General features: G+C 53.0%; 18 protein-coding genes. 10 read left to right on the top strand and 8 right to left on the bottom strand.

Annotated features, from left to right (window positions below):
- Window positions 1-39: 39 nt before the first annotated feature.
- Window positions 40-2373 carry an ATP-dependent Clp protease ATP-binding subunit ClpA gene (clpA, locus tag Q4544_RS02490; protein WP_303503835.1) on the bottom strand — a complete coding sequence of 778 codons (2334 nt, stop codon included), beginning with the start codon at window positions 2371-2373 and terminating at the stop codon, window positions 40-42.
- Between the two features lie 292 nt (window positions 2374-2665).
- Window positions 2666-3433 (bottom strand): hydroxyacylglutathione hydrolase, encoded by a 768-nt coding sequence (gene gloB, locus Q4544_RS02485; RefSeq protein WP_303503833.1) that lies wholly within the window; start codon window positions 3431-3433, stop codon window positions 2666-2668.
- A gap of 99 nt (window positions 3434-3532) precedes the next feature.
- On the opposite strand from gloB, the gene Q4544_RS02480 reads away from it, so the two are divergent.
- From Q4544_RS02480 to Q4544_RS02450, 7 genes are all read left to right on the top strand, one after another.
- Window positions 3533-4270, top strand: coding sequence for a class I SAM-dependent methyltransferase (locus Q4544_RS02480; protein ID WP_303503832.1), 738 nt, complete (start codon window positions 3533-3535; stop codon window positions 4268-4270).
- Between the two features lie 370 nt (window positions 4271-4640).
- Window positions 4641-5201, top strand: coding sequence for a F0F1 ATP synthase subunit delta (locus Q4544_RS02475; RefSeq protein ID WP_303503830.1), 561 nt, complete (start codon window positions 4641-4643; stop codon window positions 5199-5201).
- Entirely contained in the window at window positions 5202-6740 is a 1539-nt protein-coding gene (gene atpA / locus Q4544_RS02470) for a F0F1 ATP synthase subunit alpha (protein WP_303503829.1), read from the top strand.
- A gap of 12 nt (window positions 6741-6752) precedes the next feature.
- Window positions 6753-7628 carry a F0F1 ATP synthase subunit gamma gene (locus Q4544_RS02465; protein WP_303503827.1) on the top strand — a complete coding sequence of 292 codons (876 nt, stop codon included), beginning with the start codon at window positions 6753-6755 and terminating at the stop codon, window positions 7626-7628.
- Window positions 7629-7643: 15 nt separating this feature from the next.
- The gene (gene atpD, locus Q4544_RS02460) at window positions 7644-9068 is read left to right on the top strand and encodes a F0F1 ATP synthase subunit beta (protein ID WP_303503825.1); all 1425 of its coding nucleotides are present in this window, start codon (window positions 7644-7646) and stop codon (window positions 9066-9068) included.
- Between the two features lie 58 nt (window positions 9069-9126).
- Window positions 9127-9525, top strand: coding sequence for a F0F1 ATP synthase subunit epsilon (locus tag Q4544_RS02455; RefSeq protein ID WP_303503823.1), 399 nt, complete (start codon window positions 9127-9129; stop codon window positions 9523-9525).
- Window positions 9526-9632: 107 nt separating this feature from the next.
- Window positions 9633-9983, top strand: a complete 351-nt coding sequence (locus tag Q4544_RS02450; protein WP_303503821.1) for an H-type lectin domain-containing protein — start codon at window positions 9633-9635, stop codon at window positions 9981-9983.
- A 62-nt stretch (window positions 9984-10045) separates the two neighbouring features.
- On the opposite strand, the gene Q4544_RS02445 is transcribed toward Q4544_RS02450, so the two are convergent.
- Window positions 10046-11053: a ribose-phosphate pyrophosphokinase gene (locus tag Q4544_RS02445; RefSeq protein WP_303503819.1), complete on the bottom strand. Its 1008-nt coding sequence runs from the start codon at window positions 11051-11053 to the stop codon at window positions 10046-10048.
- Window positions 11054-11157: 104 nt separating this feature from the next.
- Here Q4544_RS02445 and Q4544_RS02440 point away from each other — a divergent pair, with 104 nt between their 5' ends.
- Window positions 11158-11757 (top strand): 2-hydroxychromene-2-carboxylate isomerase, encoded by a 600-nt coding sequence (locus Q4544_RS02440; RefSeq protein ID WP_303503817.1) that lies wholly within the window; start codon window positions 11158-11160, stop codon window positions 11755-11757.
- A gap of 3 nt (window positions 11758-11760) precedes the next feature.
- On the opposite strand, the gene Q4544_RS02435 is transcribed toward Q4544_RS02440, so the two are convergent.
- Window positions 11761-12189, bottom strand: coding sequence for a DUF1489 family protein (locus tag Q4544_RS02435; protein WP_303503815.1), 429 nt, complete (start codon window positions 12187-12189; stop codon window positions 11761-11763).
- Window positions 12190-12315: 126 nt separating this feature from the next.
- Between Q4544_RS02435 and Q4544_RS02430 the strand changes: the two genes are divergently transcribed.
- Window positions 12316-14598, top strand: coding sequence for an adenosylcobalamin-dependent ribonucleoside-diphosphate reductase (locus tag Q4544_RS02430; protein WP_303503813.1), 2283 nt, complete (start codon window positions 12316-12318; stop codon window positions 14596-14598).
- A gap of 447 nt (window positions 14599-15045) precedes the next feature.
- Window positions 15046-15243 carry a hypothetical protein gene (locus Q4544_RS15745; protein WP_407063025.1) on the top strand — a complete coding sequence of 66 codons (198 nt, stop codon included), beginning with the start codon at window positions 15046-15048 and terminating at the stop codon, window positions 15241-15243.
- On the opposite strand, the gene Q4544_RS02425 is transcribed toward Q4544_RS15745, so the two are convergent.
- From Q4544_RS02425 to Q4544_RS02410, 4 genes are read right to left on the bottom strand one after another with little or no spacing between them, the layout of a single operon-like run.
- Window positions 15240-16250 (bottom strand): glycosyltransferase family 4 protein, encoded by a 1011-nt coding sequence (locus Q4544_RS02425; RefSeq protein ID WP_303503812.1) that lies wholly within the window; start codon window positions 16248-16250, stop codon window positions 15240-15242. The genes Q4544_RS15745 and Q4544_RS02425 overlap by 4 nt on opposite strands.
- Window positions 16247-17251 carry a glycosyltransferase family 2 protein gene (locus Q4544_RS02420; RefSeq protein ID WP_303503810.1) on the bottom strand — a complete coding sequence of 335 codons (1005 nt, stop codon included), beginning with the start codon at window positions 17249-17251 and terminating at the stop codon, window positions 16247-16249. Before Q4544_RS02420 ends, Q4544_RS02425 begins: the two co-directional genes overlap by 4 nt.
- A gap of 11 nt (window positions 17252-17262) precedes the next feature.
- Window positions 17263-18180: a glycosyltransferase family 2 protein gene (locus Q4544_RS02415; RefSeq protein WP_303503808.1), complete on the bottom strand. Its 918-nt coding sequence runs from the start codon at window positions 18178-18180 to the stop codon at window positions 17263-17265.
- 2 nt (window positions 18181-18182) lie between these two features.
- Window positions 18183-19406, bottom strand: a complete 1224-nt coding sequence (locus tag Q4544_RS02410; RefSeq protein WP_303503806.1) for an oligosaccharide flippase family protein — start codon at window positions 19404-19406, stop codon at window positions 18183-18185.
- Between the last annotated feature and the right edge of the window lie 164 nt (window positions 19407-19570).

The raw sequence follows: 19570 nt of genomic DNA, 5'->3' as shown, positions 1-19570 counted from the left end.
GAACAAAGAAAAACCCCGCCAAATCGGCGGGGTTTCTTTTTATTCAGCTGTTAGCAGCGGTGGCTTATTGCCCGTAATCCGCGGCTTATCAGGCCCTGATAGCTTAAGATGTAGCTCGCCATCTTTGGTTGTCACTTTCACAACACCACCTTTGGCGAGTTTCCCAAATAGCAGCTCTTCGGCCAACGGCTTCTTGATGTACTCTTGAATAACCCGCCCAAGAGGACGCGCACCCATTTTGTCATCATATCCCTTGTCCGCCAGCCAAACGGCTGCTGGCTGGGTAAGCTCAATGTGAACATTACGATCCAACAATTGCGCTTCAAGCTGCAGAACGAATTTCTCGACCACCTGCAGGATAGTATCCTTGGGTAGGGGAGAGAACGAGATGACCGCATCCAAACGATTGCGGAACTCTGGCGTAAAGGTACGTTCAATCGCAGCGGTGTCTTCACCCTCACGACGATCCCGTCCAAAGCCAATCGCAGCCTTCGCTTGCTCAGTCGCACCCGCATTGGATGTCATGATCAAGATCACATTGCGGAAATCAACAGTGCGCCCGTTGTGATCCGTCAAAGAACCGTGGTCCATGACCTGCAACAGAATGTTGTAAACATCCGGGTGCGCCTTTTCCATTTCGTCCAGCAAAAGCACACAATGTGGATGCTGATCGACACCGTCGGTCAGCTGACCACCTTGATCAAAGCCAACGTAACCCGGAGGCGCACCGATCAAGCGTGATACGGCGTGCTTCTCCATATACTCGGACATGTCAAAGCGTAGCAATTCCACACCCAACGTGTTTGCCAATTGCTTGGCAACTTCGGTTTTACCGACACCAGTTGGACCAGCGAACAGATAGTTCCCGATTGGTTTTTCAGGCTCACGCAAACCGGCGCGCGCAAGTTTGATTGCACTCGACAGAGCTTCGATTGCTTTGTCCTGACCAAACACAACACGTTTCAAAGACTTCTCTAAGTCTTTAAGAACCTCAGCATCGTTTTTGGACACATTCTTTGGTGGAATGCGCGCAATCTTGGCAACGACGTCTTCAATCTCTTTTGTGCCGATCGTTTTGCGACGCTTAGAGGCAACGACCAGATGCTGAGCCGCGCCAGCCTCGTCGATGACATCAATCGCTTTGTCAGGCAGTTTCCGATCATTAATATAACGCGCAGAAAGTTCCACAGCCGTTTTGATCGCATCAGCAGTGTATTTTACACTGTGGTGCTCTTCAAAATACTCCTTAAGACCTTTCAGGATCTTAATCGTATCCGGCACAGACGGCTCACTCACGTCGATCTTTTGAAAACGACGGGACAAAGCGCGGTCTTTTTCAAAATGCTGACGGAACTCTTTATATGTCGTTGAGCCCATAGTGCGCAGCTTACCACCCTGCAAAGCAGGTTTTAGCAAGTTGGATGCATCCATAGCGCCACCAGACGTCGCACCGGCGCCAATCACTGTGTGAATCTCATCAATGAAAAGAACGCCATCAGGATGATCTTCAAGTTCAGTGACAACAGCCTTTAGTCGTTCTTCAAAGTCGCCACGATACCGAGTCCCGGCCAGCAACGCACCCATGTCGAGCGAGAAGATAGTGGTCGAGGATAAAACCTCAGGCGTTTGGCCATTTACGATACGATGCGCCAAGCCTTCCGCGATAGCGGTTTTACCAACGCCCGGATCACCCACCAACAACGGGTTGTTTTTCCGACGGCGGCACAAAACTTGAATACAACGTTCAACTTCGTGGTCACGCCCGATAAGCGGGTCAACATCACCTGCGTTGGCCTTTTTGTTCAGGTCCACGCAGTACTTTGCCAGCGCGCTTTCTTTTTTCTCGTCCGAAGAGGCGCTCGAAGAGATTGTCGGTTCATCATCATCTTCATCATCGCTGCCAGTGATCGGGCGATTTTCGCCATATGACGGATCTTTGGCGACGCCATGAGCGATATAGTTGACTGCGTCATATCGGGTCATATCCTGCTCTTGCAGGAAGTATGCCGCATTGCTTTCGCGCTCCGCAAAGATGGCAACCAAAACATTGGCACCAGTGACCTCTGTACGACCAGACGATTGTACATGGATCGCGGCGCGTTGAATGACGCGTTGGAAGGCAGCGGTTGGGACCGCTTCTGATCCTTCAATGTCCGTTACCAGATTTGCCAGGTCTTCTTCGATAAACTCAACAAGCGTTTGGCGCAGACCTTCTAGGTCAACGCTGCACGCCTGCATAACGCGAAGGGCGTCTGGCTCGTCCAATAAGGAAAGGAGGAGATGCTCTAGTGTTGCAAATTCATGGCGACGCGCGTTGGCTTGCGCCAATGCGGTATGGATCGCCTGTTCTAATGTTGTCGAGAATGAAGGCACTGCTCGCACTCCTTCCGTTTGCGGCATGTCTGGGAAAGCTCCCAAAAACACCATGGCCTGATAGTCTTAAAGTTTGGTCGATCTACAGCCAGCTTCAAGGCCTTTCTTGATTTTTTTGCTCACTTTTGACGTCAAAGTTGTGACCTTTGCTACATTCGTCACGCTTTGCGGCGAAATTTGGCATGTCTTTTCGGGTGCGGCGGCGGTGAGCGGCGACGCGAAATTTTCCTATGTTTTCAGCCTGACAGAAGAAAAGCCGAAAGGCAATAAGCCCAAAAGATTAGCTTAATTATTAGAAGTTATCTTTGCGGCGACGAATTTCAGCGAAAACCGCATCAGGCGAGGCCCCGACCATATTAAGCTGTGTTTGCAATTCGGCGATATGTGGGCGCAAAAACGGGTTTGTCGCCAGTTCCAAACCTAGGTTGGATGGGACGGTTGCCTCACCCTTTTCCCGGGCCGCATCTATCGACGCAACGCGTGCCAAAAGGTCTTCGTTGTTGGGATCAACAGTCAGCGCAAATTTCGCATTCGCTTGTGTATATTCATGGCCTGAAAAAACGGTCGTCTCTGCAGGTAGTGCCGCCATCTTTGACAGGCTCGCAAACATTTCTTCGGCTGTACCTTCGAATAGGCGACCACATCCCAAAGCCATTAAGCTATCTGCAGAAAACAACGCCTTCGCGTTTGGCAAATAAAACGCGATATGACCGTTTGTGTGGCCGGAAACATCCATAACCCGCACTTCTTCACTGGCCAGTGAAAACACGGTACCGTCTTTCACCTTCATATCTAATGCGGGGAGGCGATGCGCGTCAGCCTCTGCTCCAATAACTGTCGTGTCAAATTTTTCACGCAACGCGTCGACCGCTTGAATGTGGTCCGCATGGTGATGAGTGATCAGAATAAAATCGAGGTTCCACCCGCGCTTAGCGAGTTCAGCTTCGATTGGCGCCGCTTCCGGCGCATCGACAAGCGCCGTTAATCCACTAATCGGGGCGTGCAATAGAAAGGCGTAGTTATCCGTCAAACACGGCACGGTCACAATTTCTAGTGGCATGGCTGCTTCCTTTTTGCTGCTTCTGCAACATGACAGGTTCAATCTGCGACGAAACCCTCTATGTTGACGCTAGATTTGCCCATTCTGTGAGCGCGTGCAATGCATCTTGATGTGAAGGACCTTCGCAACTTTTATTATCGTAGCATGCTTGGACGTGCTGCGCAAAAAGCAGTGCGGGATGAGGTAAAGCAGCTTTGGCCAGATGTAACAGGCCAAACTGTCGTCGGATTTGGCTTTGCTGTCCCACTCTTACGTCCATACCTGACACAGGCACGTCGCGTCGTCGGGCTGATGCCTGCGCCTCAGGGTGTGATGCCATGGCCTGCAGGGATGCCGAATGTATCGGTGTTGTGCGAAGAAACGTTATGGCCGCTTGAAACAGGGCGTGTTGATCGCCTGATTATGATGCATGGCTTGGAAAACTGTGATCGTCCAACCAATTTGTTAGACGAAGCGTTTCGTGTACTTGGCCCTGGTGGCCGCGCATTGTTCATTGTGCCGCATCGGGCTGGGATGTGGTCTCGATCAGACACAACGCCATTTGGTTATGGGCGTCCATACTCAACAGGACAGTTAGAAGCTCAGCTACGCAATCACGGCTTCATGCCAGAGCGTCATCGCACAACCTTATTCCAGCCGCCAAGCCATAGACGGTTCTGGCGCAAAACGGCGCAATTGTGGGAAGGGACGGGACGTGCGTTGTCACCTGTTGTCTCCGGGGGGGTGCTGATGGTTGAGGCAAGCAAACGGGTTCACGCTCCGACAGGTGGGTTGCGTCAGACAGTTCGCAAACCAATGGAAATTCTCGCGCCAAAGCCCGAAGTCGCACCAATTTGACCGTCTAAATTCAAACGCACACTGCCTTGAATTCTCGCGCAGTCGTTCTCCGGTTTGATTGCGAGTGAAACTGTCTAAGCGAACATTTGTCCCGCTTTTTGAGACCGACCACGGACAGGGAATCGGGCGAAATAGGTCGAAACTCTGTTAGATTTATGTAACATTATGAAGCCATTCGGTCGCACCCCATGCAAGGCCTTATAAATAAGGGGTTTTTGGTGTGTGACCTTTTCGTTAAACGTTATTGCTAGCTCAACGAGCCTCTGCTAAACCCCGGCTGGATTTTAATGTTTTGATTTGGATCAAAACTAGAAACGTCCTCGGAAGCTGTTTCGCAGTGAACCGAGGCCAAAATATCGGAAGGGTGGACGTGTCCGAACCAGCTTCGATTTCGCAAGGTATAGCTGCGCGCTATGCCACTGCGGTCTTCGAGATCGCAAAAGAGTCAAAAGCCGTCTCTGAATTGGAGAAGGGTCTTGATGATCTGCATGCAGCTTTGGAAGATAGTGCTGAATTGCGCGAGTTTATCAACTCGCCAATCGTGAGCCGCGCTGAACAGGGCGACGCTATCACTGCAGTTGCAGCTAAAATGGGTCTGCCAACAGTTCTGGCGAATACTCTAAGCCTTATGGCTGAGAACCGCCGCCTGTTTGCCTTGCCTCAGTTGGTTAGCGGACTGCGTGCGCTGATCGCCGAAGACAAAGGCGAAGTGACTGCAGAGGTAACCTCTGCAAAAGCGCTGACCAAAACACAATCTGACAAGCTTGCCAAAACGCTGAAAGCGCGTGTTGGCAAAGATGTCAAAATTAATGCGACCGTTGATCAGTCTTTGATTGGCGGTCTTGTCGTTAAGGTGGGCTCGAAGATGATCGACACGTCGATCCGCTCCAAGCTCAACTCACTCCAGAATGCAATGAAAGAGGTCGGATAAATGGGTATCCAAGCAGCCGAAATTTCGGCGATCCTAAAAGACCAGATCAAAAACTTTGGTCAGGACGCCGAAGTGGCCGAAGTTGGTCGTGTTCTTTCCGTAGGTGACGGTATTGCCCGCGTCTACGGCCTGGACAACGTTCAAGCCGGTGAAATGGTCGAGTTCCCAGGTGGTATCATGGGAATGGCGTTGAACCTTGAAAGCGACAACGTTGGTGTTGTTATCTTTGGTTCCGACCGCGACATTAAAGAAGGTGACACTGTTAAGCGCACCAACTCTATCGTTGACGTTCCAGTTGGCCCAGAGCTTCTTGGCCGCGTTGTTGACGGTTTGGGTAACCCACTTGACGGCAAAGGTCCGATCAAAACATCCAAGCGTAGCGTTGCGGATGTTAAAGCACCGGGCATCATTCCACGTAAATCGGTTCACGAACCGATGGCGACTGGTCTGAAATCTGTTGATGCGATGATCCCAATCGGCCGTGGCCAGCGAGAGCTGATCATTGGTGACCGTCAAACAGGTAAAACAGCGATTGCGCTCGACACAATCCTGAACCAAAAATCCTACAACGAAGCTGCAGGCGACGACGACAGCAAGAAATTGTTCTGCGTTTACGTTGCGGTTGGTCAAAAGCGTTCCACAGTTGCTCAGCTTGTTAAAAAGCTCGAAGAAACTGGCGCGATTGAATATTCCATCGTTGTTGCTGCGACGGCGTCTGATCCTGCACCTATGCAGTTCCTGGCACCATATGCTGCGACTTCTATGGCGGAATACTTCCGTGACAGCGGCAAGCACGCTCTGATCGTTTATGATGATCTGTCCAAGCAAGCTGTGTCCTACCGTCAGATGTCTTTGCTTCTGCGTCGCCCACCAGGACGTGAAGCGTACCCAGGTGACGTTTTCTATCTTCACTCTCGTCTGCTAGAGCGTTCCTCTAAGCTGAACGAAGATAACGGTTCTGGTTCTTTGACTGCTCTACCAGTTATTGAAACTCAGGGCGGTGACGTTTCTGCGTTTATTCCAACCAACGTGATTTCCATCACCGACGGTCAGATCTTCTTGGAAACTGAATTGTTCTACCAAGGTATCCGTCCAGCGGTGAACACTGGTCTGTCCGTTTCTCGTGTTGGTTCATCTGCACAAACCAAAGCGATGTCTTCGGTTGCTGGTCCAGTTAAACTGTCTCTGGCTCAGTATCGTGAGATGGCTGCGTTTGCTCAGTTTGGTTCCGACCTAGACGCCGCAACACAGCAGCTTCTGGCACGTGGTGCGCGTTTGACCGAGCTGATGAAACAGCCTCAGTATTCGCCACTGTCCAACTCTGAAATCGTCTGCCTCATCTTCGCAGGCACCAACGGTTACCTCGACAAAGTCGACGTAAAAGACGTTGGCCGCTACGAAGCAGCCCTTCTGGCGCACCTGCGTGGTAAAAACGCAGACCTGCTTCAGTGGATCACGGATGAAGATCCTAAGATCAAAGGCGAAGCAGCAGACAAAGTGAAAGCAGCGCTCGACGAATTCGCAGCTGACTTCGCATAAGGGGTTCGGACAATGCCTAGTCTGAAGGACCTTAAAAACCGGATCCAGAGTGTGAAAAACACTCGGAAGATCACAAAGGCCATGCAGATGGTTGCCGCGGCGAAACTTCGCCGCGCGCAGGATGCTGCCGAAGCGTCTCGTCCTTACACAGAACGGTTTAATGCCGTTCTGGGTGGGCTCGCGGCGTCTGTAGGCGGCTCCGACACTGCACCGAAGCTTTTGTCAGGCACCGGCAGCGATCAAACTCACCTTTTGGTGGTTATGACTGCTGAGCGTGGCTTGTGCGGCGGCTTCAACTCTAACATCGCCAAGTTGGCGCGTGCGAAAGCATTGGAACTCAAAGCTGCAGGCAAAACTGTTAAGGTTTTGACTGTTGGTAAAAAGGGTCGCGATTCTATCAAACGTGAACTTGGTGATGCGTTTATCGGCCATGTTGACCTGACCGAAGTTAAACGAGTGGGCTATGACAACGCGCAAGATATTGCACGTGACATCCTCGCACGCTTTGACGGTGGTGAGTTTGACGTTGCTACGATCTTCTTTGCGAAGTTCGTAAACGTGGTTTCACAGATCCCGACAGCACAACAAATCATCCCAGCGACCTTCGAAGCTGAGGAAGATGCGGGTGCGTCTACTCTGTATGACTATGAGCCAAGTGAAGAAGCCATTCTGGCCGACTTGCTGCCGCGCGGTGTCGCGACACAGATCTTTGCAGCTCTTCTTGAAAACGGTGCGTCTGAGCAAGGTGCGCGTATGTCCGCGATGGACAACGCAACCCGGAACGCGGGCGAAATGATCGACAAACTGACAATCGAGTTTAACCGCTCACGTCAGGCCGTGATTACAAGCGAGCTTATTGAAATTATCTCGGGCGCTGAAGCGCTCTAAGACCGGAGACGAAACATGGCAAACGCAAAAGGCAAGGTCACACAGGTGATTGGCGCCGTTGTGGACGTGCAGTTTGAAGATTCCCTACCGGAAATTCTGAACGCACTGAATACAGACAACAATGGTAAGAAACTGGTTCTGGAAGTATCCCAGCACCTTGGTGAAAACACTGTTCGCTGCATCGCGATGGACGCGACTGAAGGTCTCGTTCGTGGCGCACCAGTATCAGACACAGGCGCACCTATTTCTGTTCCAGTCGGCAAAGCAACGCTTGGCCGTATCTTGAACGTTATCGGTGAACCAATTGATGAAAAAGGTCCTGTAAGCGCAGACGAAACTCGTGCCATCCACCAGGAAGCACCTGAGTTCTCTGAGCAGTCTACAGAATCCGAAGTTCTGGAAACAGGCATCAAAGTTATCGACCTTCTCGCGCCTTACGCGAAGGGTGGTAAAATTGGTCTGTTCGGTGGTGCCGGTGTTGGTAAAACCGTTTTGATCATGGAATTGATCAACAACATCGCGAAAGTACACTCTGGTTACTCCGTTTTCGCGGGTGTGGGCGAGCGTACACGTGAAGGTAACGACCTTTACCACGAGATGATCGAATCCAACGTTATCAAACCTGATAACCTCGAAGACTCTCAGGTTGCTCTGGTTTACGGCCAGATGAACGAGCCTCCAGGTGCGCGTGCACGTGTTGCTCTGACAGGTCTGACACTGGCGGAACAGTTCCGTGACTCTTCTGGTTCTGACGTTCTGTTCTTCGTTGATAACATCTTCCGCTTTACACAAGCGGGTTCCGAGGTTTCCGCGCTGTTGGGTCGTATCCCATCTGCGGTTGGCTACCAGCCAACACTGGCAACCGACATGGGCGCGATGCAAGAGCGTATTACATCCACAAAGAACGGCTCGATCACTTCGATCCAAGCGGTTTATGTTCCTGCGGATGACCTTACCGACCCTGCACCAGCAACAACCTTTGCTCACTTGGACGCGACAACCGTTCTGAACCGTGCGATCTCCGAGCTGGGTATCTACCCAGCGGTTGACCCGCTCGATTCTTCGTCTCGCCTGATGGACCCATCTGTTGTGGGTGAAGAGCACTACAACGTAGCCTTCGAAGTGCAAGGTATCCTGCAGCGCTATAAGTCTCTGCAAGACATCATCGCAATTCTAGGCATGGACGAACTGTCTGAAGAAGATAAGCTGACTGTTGCGCGTGCGCGTAAGATCCAGCGTTTCCTCTCTCAGCCGTTCGACGTTGCGAAAGTCTTTACTGGTTCTGACGGTGTTCAGGTTCCTCTCGAAGACACAATCGCTTCGTTCAAAGCTGTTGTCGCCGGTGAATACGACCACTTGCCAGAAGGCGCCTTCTATATGGTTGGCGGCATCGACGAAGTGATCGCGAAAGCCGAAAAAATGGCAGCGGAAGCCGCCTAAGAACGGAACTCCCTTGCGCCGCATTGGCGGGGCAGGGGAACCCTGAAAGGAGGCCCCAATGGCACAAACCATGCAATTCGATCTGGTCAGCCCGGAACGTGCGCTTGCCTCTATGCAAGCTTCGGCCGTGCAGATTCCGGGTGCGGATGGCGACATGACAGCAATGCCTGATCACGCGCCAACCATCACCACCCTGCGCCCAGGCGTCCTGACTGTAGAAGGTCCGGATGGTTCCCAAAGCTACGCTGTTACTGGCGGTTTTGCGGATATCAACGCCCAGGGCACGTCTGTTTTGGCAGAAAAAGCTATCCCAACTGCGGACGTAACTGCCGCGGATATGGATGCTTTGATCACCACAGCGAAAGAAGCGGTCGAAACTGCTTCTGCTGATCTAAAAGACGTAGCTGCGAAAAACGTGGCAGATCTAGAGGCTTTGCGTTCTCTTCTGAACGTTTAAGCGCCTTTGATTTAACAAAAGCAGGCCTCGCCATTTGGCGGGGCCTGTTTTTATTTACAGATCAGTTCCAAAAGTTGTAATGTTTCGGCAGACTTAAGGAATGTATCATGCAAAAAATGCGCGGCCGCACGTTAGGGATCGACCAAGGGGAACATCAGTTGTTCTCGGATTTCCAGCATGGCGGCGATATGTGGACCGGTAAAGGCCCGCGTGAACGCCGCAAACGCATCAATTTCTCAGAAGCATTCGTAAACAAACCCGTTGTCCAAGTGGCCCTGTCACTTTGGGATGTCAGCAACGGGTCGAACTTACGCGCCGACATCGCCGCCGAAAAAGTAACAGAAGACGGCTTTGATTTGGTCTTTCGTACATGGCAAGACAGCCAGGTCGCGCGCGTTCGGTTAAGCTGGATCGCATTTGGTGAGATAGACGACGAAGATGCGTGGGACGTCCCATAGGCCCAACGAAAAACGCGCCCACAGGGCGCGTTTTGTATTTTAGCGGTAAGGTGTCGGGCTATTTAGCTCAACAACCCCTCATAAGCGCCTTCAAGCGTGTCTGTCTCGAATAGGGATGAGACCGACGCACCGTTCCAAATATTCATGATCGCATGCGCAAAGATCGGAGCTGTTGGCAGGATGCGAATGTTTGGCGCATTGCTGACAGGACCAGTTGGCTGAATTGAATCGGTGATCACCAAGCTCTTCATGACAGAGTTGGTCACACGCTCAACAGCAGGACCAGACATAACACCATGAGAGATATAAGCGTGCACTTCAGTCGCGCCATGTTCCAGCAGCACTTCAGCGGCTTTACACAGCGTGCCAGCCGTATCGCACATGTCATCTACGATGATACATTTCTTACCAGTCACATCACCGATAACAGTCATCTCAGCAACTTCACCGGCCTTCTCGCGGCGCTTATCAACGATCGACAATGGGGCATTAATACGCTTTGCAAGCTCGCGCGCACGGGCAACGCCGCCAACGTCCGGAGACACAACCATGATGTCTTCCATGTTGCCTTTGAATTGCTGCTTGATGTCCAATGCAAAGATCGGAGAGGCATACAAGTTGTCGACCGGAATATCAAAGAACCCCTGAATCTGCGCCGCGTGCAAATCCATAGTCAAAACACGCTCAACACCAGCTTCGACCAGCATGTTGGCAACCAGTTTGGCAGAGATCGGTGTACGTGCCTTAGCGCGGCGATCTTGGCGTGCATAGCCAAAGTATGGGATCACAGCGGTGATGCGCTTAGCAGAAGACCGACGCAAAGCATCGGCCATAATCAGTAATTCCATCAAGTTATCGTTCGCCGGATTGCTCGTCGGCTGAATGATAAACATGTCTTCACCGCGAACGTTTTCAAAAACTTCGACGAAAATCTCGCCGTCGTTAAAGCGTTCAACGCGCGCGTCGACCAATCCAAGATTGCGATGAATTGTCATGCGCCGGGCAATGGCAGTTGCCAACGGCTTATTGGCGTTCCCGGTGATCAGTTTCGGTTCCATAGTGCTCGGCATATGCGGAATTCCCCATTGTCGCAGATGACAGATTCGTGACGTTGCGCACGCCTTAGCATGTCGCTACGTTTTGGCAAAGCGATGCTGTGACCTAAGGGGGCCAAATGGCACATATAGACTATTATTTTGCAACTATTTCTCCGTATGCCTACTTAGCCGGGAGTGGCCTAGAAAATGTCGCCTCAAAACATGGCGCCAGCATTACATACAAACCACTGGACTTAATGGCGCTCTTTGCCCGGACAGGCGGGACACCTCCAAAAGATCGGCACCCAAGTCGAATCGAGTATCGCGCACAAGATTTGGTGCGGCGGGCGAAGACACTTGAAATGCCGTTTCACCTAAAGCCAGCCTTTTGGCCAACCAACATGGCCCCATCATCCTATGCCATCATTGCCGCCCAAAACGCAGGCACAGGCGATGTGGGGGCCTTGGTGCAATCTGTTCTGCGCGCATGTTGGTCCGAAGAGCGCGACATTGCCCAAGATGACGTAATCCGCGATTGTCTGGAAAAGAATGGATTTGATGCTGGTCTTGCAGACAGCGGTCTTTTGACAGGTGCCGAAACGTATTCGCGCAATCTTGAAGAGGGCTACGCAGCAGGCGTGTTCGGTGCGCCATTCTATGTCGTCGATGATGGGGCTAAATTCTGGGGCCAAGATCGGCTTGCTGATCTGGATCAGCACCTTGCAGAGCTTGAGTAACCCTTAGATCACACCGATCTCAGCAAGAGCCATTGCCAATTCAGTTGGCAATGGCTCTTCTGCTTTACGTCCCTTGGGCAGGTCAGGCGGAGAATCCTCTAACTTGAGGTATCGCCAGCCTTGAAACGGTCGGCGTAACGCCGATTGGGTGCGGATCAATTCGGGTGCTAGGACGAAATCGCATCGACGAATACCATCAGCTCCAATGACCTCATCAAAGCGAACGATCTGTTGACGTGCTTGGATCGCACCCTTAATCACCCAAAAGATCGACCCGCCCGCAAGAATCTCTTTCTCTCGCTTGGGCCACATACGTGTCACATGGTGTGAAAACCCATCATCTGTCTGAGCACGCTTGGTTTTTTGCCATTCGTCTAACGTATCTACGCTATCTGTACCAACGCTTAGCTTCACTAGATTTAGATATTTCACAAAAGAGACCTACTACCTGTTGTGTTATTTTCCGGTTTCGAATTATAGTAGTCCTCTCAACAGGGCTTTCAAGCCCCTCAAAAAACTGTCAGTACATATAAAAACCTAAACAGACCGAGGAAACCGATGAGTCGTTTTGCTGCCCCGATCGCCGAATCCATTTGGGATATGAAATACCGCTTTAAACAGGCGGACGGTACGCCCATTGATGAAACGGTCGAAGACAGCTGGCGCCGCATCGCGCGCGACTTGGCAAAAGTCGAGAAAAAGCCAGAACAGTGGGAAGACAAATTCTACGCCGCATTGGAAGACTTCAAGTATCTTCCAGCGGGCCGCATCACAGCAGGTGCGGGCACTGCGCGTAAAGTTACATTGTTCAACTGCTTCGTTATGGGCACGATTCCTGACAGCATGTCTGGTATCTTTGACATGCTCAAAGAAGCCGCACTCACCATGCAGCAGGGTGGGGGCATCGGATATGACTTCTCGACAGTGCGTCCAAAAGGGTCTGACGTAAAAGGTGTTGCAGCAGACGCCTCTGGCCCGTTGTCCTTTATGGATGTGTGGGACGCGATGTGCCGCACCATCATGTCCGCAGGCTCACGCCGTGGCGCGATGATGGCGACCATGCGTTGTGACCACCCGGACGTAGAGCATTTCATCACAGCCAAATCTGATCCAGCGCGCCTTCGCATGTTCAACATGTCCGTACTGGTCACTGATGATTTCATGGAAGCCGTCAAAGCAGATGGCTCTTGGGAATTGGTCTTCGCAGATAAAGTCTACAAAACCGTCAATGCGCGGGATTTGTGGAATAAGATCATGCAGAACACCTATGATCAGGCCGAGCCAGGCGTGATCTTCATCGACCGGATCAACAAATCCAACAACCTCAGCTACGTTGAAACCATCGCAGCAACGAACCCATGCGGCGAGCAACCTCTGCCGCCATATGGCGCGTGCTTGCTTGGCTCCATAAACCTAGCACGTCTTGTAACTGCACCGTTCGAAGATGCCGCAGAGCTGAACGAAGAGGCCCTAACAGACCTCGTGAAAACCGCTGTCCGTATGATGGACAACGTGGTTGACGCATCCAACTTCCCGCTAGAGCGCCAAGCGCAAGAAGCCCAAGCCAAACGCCGGATCGGCCTTGGCGTGACCGGCCTTGCCGACGCACTGCTGATGCTGGGCCTGAAATACGGCTCTGAAGAAGCAGCTGAGCAAACCGAAGCTTGGATGAAAGCCATCGCACACGCGTCATATCGCGCGTCTATGGAACTTGCGAAAGAGAAGGGCGCGTTCCCACTGTTTGACGCAGACAAATACGTCAACGGCGGCATGGTTCAGTTCCTAGATGACGACCTAAAGGCAGACATTGCAAAGCACGGCATCCGTAACGCGCTTCTGACATCCATTGCCCCAACCGGCACAATCAGCCTTTATGCGGGCAACGTGTCTTCCGGCATCGAACCGGTCTTTGCCTATGCATACACCCGTAAAGTTCTGCAAAAAGACGGCTCACGCACCGAAGAAGAAGTCGTTGATTACGCTGTGAAATTGTGGCGTGAAAAATTTGGCGACAAAGAACTGCCGGATTATTTCGTCAACGCGCAAACCCTTGCGCCGCTTGACCACGTGCGCATGCAAGCCGCAGCACAAAAATGGATCGACAGCTCGATCTCCAAGACCATCAACTGCCCAGAAGACATCAGCTTTGACGCCTTCAAAGATGTTTACATGGAAGCATGGGACACCGGCTGTAAAGGCTGCACAACCTATCGTCCAAACGACATCACAGGCTCCGTTCTGACAGTTTCCGAAAGCGAAGACAAAGCTCCGGGTGAAAACCCAGCAGATCACCTCACCGATACCGGCGAAGTCATCTATATGTCCGAACCGCTGGAGCGTCCGCAGTCCCTAGAGGGCGCGACATACAAACTGAAATGGCACGACAGTGAGCACGCAATTTACCTCACCGTAAATGATGTGATCGTGAATGGTGTCCGTCGCCCATTCGAAGTCTTCATCAACTCCAAAAACATGGAACACTACGCTTGGACCCTTGCGCTTACCCGCATGATCTCTGCAGTGTTCCGTCGTGGCGGTGATGTGTCCTTTGTGGTGGAAGAGCTGAAAGCGGTCTTTGATCCACGTGGTGGTTCTTGGATGGATGGCAAATACATCCCATCCATTCTGGCAGCCATCGGCGGCGTGATCGAAAAACACATGATCTCCATCGGCATGATCGAAGGCGAAGGCATGGGGTTAAAATCTGACCCTCAAGCCGAAGTCATTGCTGTCGGCGAAGCGCCAAAAGGCAAAGCTTGCCCATCCTGTGGTCAATACGATCTGCAAATGGTCGAAGGCTGCATGACATGCCGCAGCTGCGGCCACAGCAAATGTGGCTAAACCGGCGGTTGGTTGTGTGTTAGACACCGCATAACTTGGCCACTTTGGGGTGTTTTTTGACCACTCCGCACAGATCAAATGACCATCGGCAGTTTCCCTGTCGGTGGTTTTCTTTATTTGTCAGTGGTTTAGAGTATCTTTTGGCAATGGAGTTCCACAAAAGTGTGCAAACGCGCACAACTGGCGCAGCCTATTGCCCCCTAGTTCACTTTGCTCCCTAAGTGTTCCCATCGGCTCCGGAGCCTTTTCATATTCAATCGCCGAACCGGAGCGATTCAGGCCTTTGGCGCAACCCGCATAGGTTCGCGCTTTGAAAGGATGCCGCATGACCCTCACGAAAACACCGATCCCATTCTGCTCTCTCAAATTTATTGATAAGCTGCCTCGCATGAGAGAAGTGGCTGATCTCCTGAAAGAAGCTCTACGCGAGATCAGGGCCCAAAAGCGCTGACGTCAAACACAACGCGGTCCACACCGACGCCGCTAACAGTCATTCCGCTAGAACACCAACTAACTGACCGAAACGGCGTTCTTAACGAACACGCTAAAACCACGCGTGAATATCGGCTCTTAGCGCTGGCAGGGCAGACCCCACCAAAAAAGGGGCTGGTGCATGCTCCCGTAGCCCAGCGACGAACCACCTAGGCCGCTGGCTGCATTTCCTTTTGCAACGCTTCACCAAACAGGCGGCTCCAGTCTTTTTGAAACCGTTGCTTTTGGCGCTCTGCCATATCAGTTTGGTTTACCACAGATGGCCCCGCCTTCACAGTACAAGCCGCCGTTATCGCCTGAGTCCACACGCTATTGCCCAGTCCAGACACAACGCGCGCGCCGTCGATTTCTTGATCCAACAACCCATCAATGGGCGCAACCAAAGTCATACGCCCAGCAGCCAAAGCTTCTTGCGCAACCAAACCAAAGGCCTCCCAGCGGGATGGCACAAGCAAGGCGTCGATCTCGGCCATGGCCTGCACCGGATCAGGGCGGAACCCTTCTAAGGTCACACGCGGGTCTGCTGCGGCCAGCCCCTCTAGCGTCGCTTGCATCGGCCCTTCGCCGAATACCTTCAACCGAATGTCCGGGGCATCCACCTTGGCAAAGGCCGCGATCAACCCATCAAAACCCTTTTGCTCATGCAGCCGCCCAATTGCGCCAAACACCTTGGGAACACCACTTGGGGCGGGCAGGGCGGCGAACCCCATTAAATCCACCGCAGAACGGATCACCTGCAACCGGTCCTGCGCCACTAGCCCCCTTGTGACCAACCAATTGCCCTGTGCGCGGCTGACCGCGACAACCTGATCAAACAAAGCAAATCCAGTGCGCAGCAAGGTAAAGAACCGCTCGCGATTTGTAACATTCAGCGCGGTAAAGCTTTTGGTGTAGCTATGCTCAACATGGATCAAAACTGCATTCGGATGTTTAGCGCGTAGCGAAATCAGCATCGGCAAATTGCGCCAACTCATCGTTAGATGTGACACGATAATATCGGCCTGCATCGCCGGCGCGCTAAGTCTATTGCCATTCAAAACGCGGCGATGATGCACCGCTTGCGCATTGAGAACAGGTGAGGCCATCAGATGATCGACAACCCGTGTCACCCCACCGGGCGTAACGTCATCCAGCAAGTGCAATACAATTGGCTTAGTCATTGGAAATCCTTCCCTTTTGTTAAATCAGCAGGACGCGAAAGCATCCGAACGGCAGTCATTGGATTGGCTTTGAACATCCTAAGAACGCCCGCGGCCGCCCAAGTGATCAACGTTTTGCGCGGTTCCGCCCAAAGCGGCTCTGCAGATTGCGCCCAAGACAGGCGCAGATACCGCATCGCATCGATGCCACGACCACTGCTCACCGCACGCCGCGCCAGATACCGATACTGATAAGCCCGCGCTGCTCCCTCGTGCTGGGCGAAAAAGCGTGGGTGCAAGGGGCGCAATTTGTTGATGACGTTTTCCCAAGAGGCCAACTGCCGCTCGGTCTGCGCCGATAACCCATCCCCCACCACGCGATACAGCGTCAGGTGCCCGGGAATGCCTTCGATGTCCCAATCTGTCGTCAAGGACAGGCGCAGCCAGCATTCAATGTCTTCAGATTGCCGGAACGTCTCGTCAAAATAACTGGCCCTCCGATCCGCCCCCAACGGATAAAACGCAATCTCCTGCAAAGCCGCCCGTCGCAGAACGGCGGCAGAGCCATTGCCAACAGGATTACGTTTCAAAATATGCGCGCTATCAATTCGCTTTAGGGCAGGGGATTGATTGATCCCAATCGGGCGACTGTTTTCATCAATCATCGCAGAGCCAGAATAACTTAGCCCCAAACGCGGATTGCTTTCCAAATGTGCAATATGGCGGCTTAGCTTATCGGGCGCCCACAGATCATCAGCATCGCAAAACCCCACATAGGGCGCGCGCGCCTCTTCGATGCCGCGGTTCCGCGCCCCGGCCAAGCCGCGATTGGCCTGTTTGACATAACGCACACGGCTGTCCTCTAGAAAAGGCGCGACAACCGCCTGCGTGCGATCCGTAGACCCATCATCAATCACGAGCACTTCAAAGTCGCGAAAGCTTTGCGCCAAGAGCGAACGAAGCGTTTCCGCCACCGTGGCCTCAACGTTAAAGGCCGGAACAACAAGACTTGCGAGGGGCATCAGGGCTCTCCTTATCGTGCAAACAGCGCACGGCGCATGGCGTCAGGCATCAGCGGCGCAGATAACGCGGCCAAAGCGGTCAACGCACCGCGGTGCAGGGGGAACAAAAAGGCGACCGGACTTTTCCAAAGCCCCGCAGCCGCGAACTTCAACGCGATCAACCCGGTGTGGTTCAGCCGAAGCGCTCGACGCGCCAAATACCGTAGATAAATCGCTTCGGACTGGGCGCTGGGCGTGAACCCAAAATTCCGCGCGGTTTTCAGCGCTTGCCGCCGTGACGTCGCCATCGCCGCCAAATCCGCAGACAATCCCGCAGCAGAGGTGCGGTACCAAACCTGAACAATCGGCAGCCCTTCAATACGTGCGCCATGCCCCACCAAACGGATCAACCATTCCAAATCTTCGTTATGCACAAACCCCTGCGCAAAGCCGCCGCACTTAAGAAACTGCGTGCGACGCAGGGCAAAGTTCGACATCGTGCAAACCGGGTTCTCCCCCATCAACATCGGAATGGTCAGCGCGCCTTTTCGTACCGTGGAATGTGTGAACGCGACGCCCGTTTCCGCGAAAAACGCGACCTGAGCAAACACACCATCAATCGCGTCATCCTCAAATACCCGCGCCAATTGAGTCAGCTTCTCGCAATCCCAAATGTCGTCGGCATCCAGAAAGCACAGAATATCCCCACGCGCATGGGCACACCCCATGTTGCGCGCCACAGCAGGACCACGCCCAGAGAGGGTTAGCACCCGAACGCGCGCGTCCTGTGTGGCCCAACCCTCTAGTATCGAGGCCGTCCAATCACTTGACCCGTCATTGATGCAAACCAATTCCCAATCACCATGGCTCTGCGCCAAAACCGATGTAATCGTTTCGTGCAACGTGTCTTCGGCATTGTGGCAAGGAAGAATAATGGAAAACTTAGGCATCGTTACACCTCTTGATGACGTTGAAATAAAGGAAAGATCAGGCGCGGCACCGCCGCTCCACACAGCACGACGGTCACGCTCACCACATAGCCCGTGGCCATAGCCAGCAATCCCATGGGGGCGGTCACAATTGCGCTGACCGCCAAAGCAACTGTCAGGAACAGCGTGACCAGAAATTCGATCTCTGGCTTTTGCGCCAACCGCAGCTCTGCCGCGGCCACCGACCAAAACGTCAGGGGCAGGGCGCAAAGGCATAGGATAGACACAACCGGCACCACCGCGTCCCAGCCCGGGCCCAACAACAGCGGCACATAAACCGGTGCAAACAAAGACTGTGCTAAAACCACCGGCGCAATCAGCCCAAGCCCTGTCAACGCCATCCGCCCTGCCGAGATCGACTTTGCCGCCAAATGCGGGAACACCACTTTCTCAAAGGCCGCGACATAGCTCGTGGCAATGCTTAGCCCTGCGTTAAAGGCCATGAAATACAGCCCCAGCCCATCGGCCCCCAGCAACAAGCCAACCAACAGCTTATCCGCATGCAGACGCAAGGCCTTGATCAACTCGATCCCAAGAACCGGCACACCAAATGTAATGAAGGGCAAAAAAGGTGCTGGCTCCACCGCGGCATCTTTCTGCCAGGGACGTAGCCGACGCATGGCGATCAACCAATAAGGCGCCGTTAAGACGCGCGGTAGAACCAGCACCAGGGGGGACGGAAAAACAAAAACAAGCGCAACGCTCAACAGGTTGGCACCGACGATTTGACCACCCGCAATACTCGCGGTCTGCGTCAGCTTGCCCTCTCGCATCGCGAGGGCCGCTTGCACCAAACCACCAGGCATAAACAGATATTCCAGCGCGGCCACGGCAACCAAGCCACCCACAACCGGATGCGCCCAAACCCACAGACCCGCAGCCACCAACAGTTGCACGCCAAACAAACCAAACCCAAGCCACCAATACAGCCGATGCGCGGTCACGCAGATGCCCGGCAATTCAGCCTTGGGGGCCGCGATGATCCGCTGGCAAATCCCATTTTGCGTGACGCTCTTAAGCAGATCACAAATCGCCAGAGCCGCAGCAGCCAGCCCGATTTGCTCTACACCCAAGGTCCGCGCCACCATGACCACCACAAACAAGCGTGACAGCTTGCTAGCCACCTCAGATGCGCCATAGGCCATCAGGTGGGCTAAGAAATTCGAATCTGTGTTGCGCCAAGACATGTGTCAGTTCCCCTTAAGGTCACCTCACTTTGCCCGCTCCGCCCCCTCACAGGAGCAACGCAAGCGGTCAATGCATGGCACAGCTGGTGCAGAATTGACCCAAATGGATAGGAAAACGATCCGCCATAGCGTGTATGGCTGGATTTCGATCACCGCTATGGTGT

The organism is Cognatishimia sp. 1_MG-2023 (genome assembly GCF_030548175.1).
In the GTDB taxonomy this organism is placed as follows: Bacteria; Pseudomonadota; Alphaproteobacteria; order Rhodobacterales; family Rhodobacteraceae; genus Cognatishimia.
The sequence above is the reverse complement of the archived record's forward strand: the minus strand, read 5'-3'. Positions and strand labels throughout refer to the sequence as shown.

Bases quoted from the DNA above. Each gene is read 5' to 3' on its own strand.
- gloB (WP_303503833.1), bottom strand. From the start codon at position 3,433: ATGCCACTAGAAATTGTGACCGTGCCGTGTTTGACGGATAACTACGCC.
- Q4544_RS02480 (WP_303503832.1), top strand. From the start codon at position 3,533: ATGCATCTTGATGTGAAGGACCTTCGCAACTTTTATTATCGTAGCATG.
- atpA (WP_303503829.1), top strand. From the start codon at position 5,202: ATGGGTATCCAAGCAGCCGAAATTTCGGCGATCCTAAAAGACCAGATC.
- Q4544_RS02465 (WP_303503827.1), top strand. From the start codon at position 6,753: ATGCCTAGTCTGAAGGACCTTAAAAACCGGATCCAGAGTGTGAAAAAC.
- atpD (WP_303503825.1), top strand. From the start codon at position 7,644: ATGGCAAACGCAAAAGGCAAGGTCACACAGGTGATTGGCGCCGTTGTG.
- Q4544_RS02455 (WP_303503823.1), top strand. From the start codon at position 9,127: ATGGCACAAACCATGCAATTCGATCTGGTCAGCCCGGAACGTGCGCTT.
- Q4544_RS02450 (WP_303503821.1), top strand. From the start codon at position 9,633: ATGCAAAAAATGCGCGGCCGCACGTTAGGGATCGACCAAGGGGAACAT.
- Q4544_RS02445 (WP_303503819.1), bottom strand. From the start codon at position 11,053: ATGCCGAGCACTATGGAACCGAAACTGATCACCGGGAACGCCAATAAG.
- Q4544_RS02440 (WP_303503817.1), top strand. From the start codon at position 11,158: ATGGCACATATAGACTATTATTTTGCAACTATTTCTCCGTATGCCTAC.
- Q4544_RS02430 (WP_303503813.1), top strand. From the start codon at position 12,316: ATGAGTCGTTTTGCTGCCCCGATCGCCGAATCCATTTGGGATATGAAA.
- Q4544_RS02425 (WP_303503812.1), bottom strand. From the start codon at position 16,250: ATGACTAAGCCAATTGTATTGCACTTGCTGGATGACGTTACGCCCGGT.
- Q4544_RS02420 (WP_303503810.1), bottom strand. From the start codon at position 17,251: ATGCCCCTCGCAAGTCTTGTTGTTCCGGCCTTTAACGTTGAGGCCACG.
- Q4544_RS02415 (WP_303503808.1), bottom strand. From the start codon at position 18,180: ATGCCTAAGTTTTCCATTATTCTTCCTTGCCACAATGCCGAAGACACG.
- Q4544_RS02410 (WP_303503806.1), bottom strand. From the start codon at position 19,406: ATGTCTTGGCGCAACACAGATTCGAATTTCTTAGCCCACCTGATGGCC.